Annotated in this window: 3 protein-coding genes; 2 read left to right on the forward strand and 1 reads right to left on the reverse strand. The window is 72.8% G+C overall.

Annotated features, from left to right (window positions below; translation table 11 throughout):
* Positions 1 to 653: DUF2690 domain-containing protein (locus tag FNX44_RS29305; RefSeq protein WP_143651503.1), on the forward strand; the 653-nt coding region annotated here is incomplete at its 5' end.
* A gap of 372 nt (positions 654 to 1,025) precedes the next feature.
* Here FNX44_RS29305 and FNX44_RS26455 read toward each other — a convergent pair.
* Complete coding sequence (locus FNX44_RS26455) at positions 1,026 to 1,613, reverse strand: peptidoglycan-binding domain-containing protein (RefSeq protein WP_143651504.1); 588 nt, start codon at positions 1,611 to 1,613, stop codon at positions 1,026 to 1,028.
* 153 nt (positions 1,614 to 1,766) lie between these two features.
* Between FNX44_RS26455 and FNX44_RS26460 the strand changes: the two genes are divergently transcribed.
* Positions 1,767 to 2,079: helix-turn-helix domain-containing protein (locus tag FNX44_RS26460; RefSeq protein ID WP_143651505.1), on the forward strand; the 313-nt coding region annotated here is incomplete at its 3' end.

Here is a 2,079-nt window from a genome sequence, read left to right on the forward strand (position 1 = left end):
CCACCACCGCCACCACCGCCACCACTGCCGAGGACCCCGCAGGGGACGACGCCGGAATGCCCGCTCCCGCACCGAAAGCGACCGCGAACCAGAGCCAGAACCAGAACCAGAGCCAGCACCGGAGCCAAAGCCCGAGTCCAAGCCGAAGCCAGAACCCGAGCCCCACCCGTCGGCTCGGCAGGGCGGCCGTCGCGGCCTGCACGTTCGCCCTGCTCGCGGCCTTACCGCACTCCACCGGAGGCGGCGGCGTGGAGTGGCCGTGGCCGCTGCCTCCGTCCGCGAGCAGCCCGCCGGCCGTCGGCCCGGGTGCGGCGGGTTGTCGCGGGGAGCAGTGCGCGGGCCGGGCCCCGGAACCGGAGGGCTGCCTCGCCGACGCCCGAGTGCTGGGCCGCCACGACCGGCGGGGCCACCGGGTGCAGCTGTTCCACAGCCCGGGCTGCCGCGCCGCGTGGGGCGAGGTGGACCCGCCACGCGGCACGGACGGACTGACCGTCAGCGCCCCCGACTTCGGCCAACGCCGCGAGCCGTCCGGCGCCGCCCGCACCCGCATGGTTCCTGTGGTCGACAGCCACGCGACGGGCGTTCAGGTGTGCGCGCTCGTCAACGGCGGGCAGATCTGCGTAGCCGCCCACGACCGCAGCTGGTCGGACTGACCGCGGGGCTGCAGTCCCTTCAACCCCAGGTCAGAGGTGCCCGACGGGACAACTACGATTCCCGCGACAGCGGATGGCGGTCGAGGGGTGGGCCGGTTGTCGACCGGTGTCGAGCTGACCTGTCCGCCGGCCCGGGCTGATCACGGTGGCCGTAGGCGTGGTCGGCCTGACGCTCGAGGCGCCCGAGATCGTTACCACCGGGGCGTTCATCGGTTTCTGCACTGCACCACGGTGCTCAAGGTGAGCAGGTTCTCCTGGCCATCGTTTCGGCACTACGTCGAGACGGCGAACCTCTTCGTACCGGTCCTCGACGACCGCGTCGGTCTGACGCACGCGTCGAAAGCCCCCGCCTTGCGTTCCGAGCGCCAGCGGTCAACCGGTCGGCTGGTCGGCGCCCTGTCGTTGGCAGATCCGCAGGGTGGCGCGGTCCCGGCGCAGCGGGCGGTAGGTGCCGGAGTCCTCCACGAGGTATCTGCCGTCGTCCGCCCGCCGGAACGGCACCCGGTGCCGTTCGCCGCGGTAGACCACCAGGCCGTCGGCGCCCCTGACCAGACGTTCTCCGGCGGCGCCGAAGGTGAGCGGCCCGACGATCCCGTCGGCCGGCAGCCTGTTGTTGGACTGCCAGGCGCGCGTCGCGCGCAGCGTGGCACCGGCGTGGTGGCAGTCGATGGCGGACCGGTCCAGGTAGCCGTCGGCCCACAGGATGGTCTGCCACATCGCGGCGAGGTCGCTGCGCTCGGGCAGGTCCTCGCCGAGCAGGCCCTCGTCCTTCCAGTCGTCGGCGAGCGGGCCGTCGCCGCGCACGTAGCGGGTGTCGGAAGCGGCGGGCGACGACGAGGCGGTGGGCGACGACGAGGCGGTGGCCGGGTCGCCGGTCTGGGCGCATCCCCCGACCGTCGCCGTCACCACCCCCGTCAGCACAAGCGCCACGGCGCGCAGCCGCGCCAAACGTGAGCACATGCGCCCTTCCTACTCCCTACACGCCTGTTTTGCACACATTGCGCATGGATACCGTCACCGTGGAGAGCCGCATACCGGAACCTCAGCTACCGGACTCGACCACCCGGAGCAGCGGGGACATCTGACACCGCATCGAAGTGGGGGAAGACGCGGATGGCCGAATGGAAGCCACTGCCCGAGCGCGTACATCCCGACGTGCGCCGCCTGGTGACCGAGATGCGCCGGGCAAAGGACGTGGCGGACCTCAGCCTCTCGGCGCTGGCCGACGCGACCGCCTACAGCAGGTCCTCCTGGGAGCGCTGCCTCAACGGCGCACAACTCCCGCCGCGCCAGGCGGTGGAGGCGTTGGCCACGCGAACGGGCACCGACCGCGCCCGGCTGCTGGCGCTGTGGGAACTCGCCGAGTACGCCTGGTCCGGCCGCGGCCGCACCACCCCGCCCACTCGCGACCACGCCTCCATCGCCC

Source organism: Streptomyces alkaliterrae (assembly GCF_007097205.2).
Classification (GTDB): domain Bacteria; phylum Actinomycetota; class Actinomycetes; order Streptomycetales; family Streptomycetaceae; genus Streptomyces; species Streptomyces alkaliterrae.

Excerpts from the sequence above, each read along its gene's own strand:
- FNX44_RS26455 (WP_143651504.1), bottom strand. The coding sequence starts at position 1,613 with ATGTGCTCACGTTTGGCGCGGCTGCGCGCCGTGGCGCTTGTGCTGACG.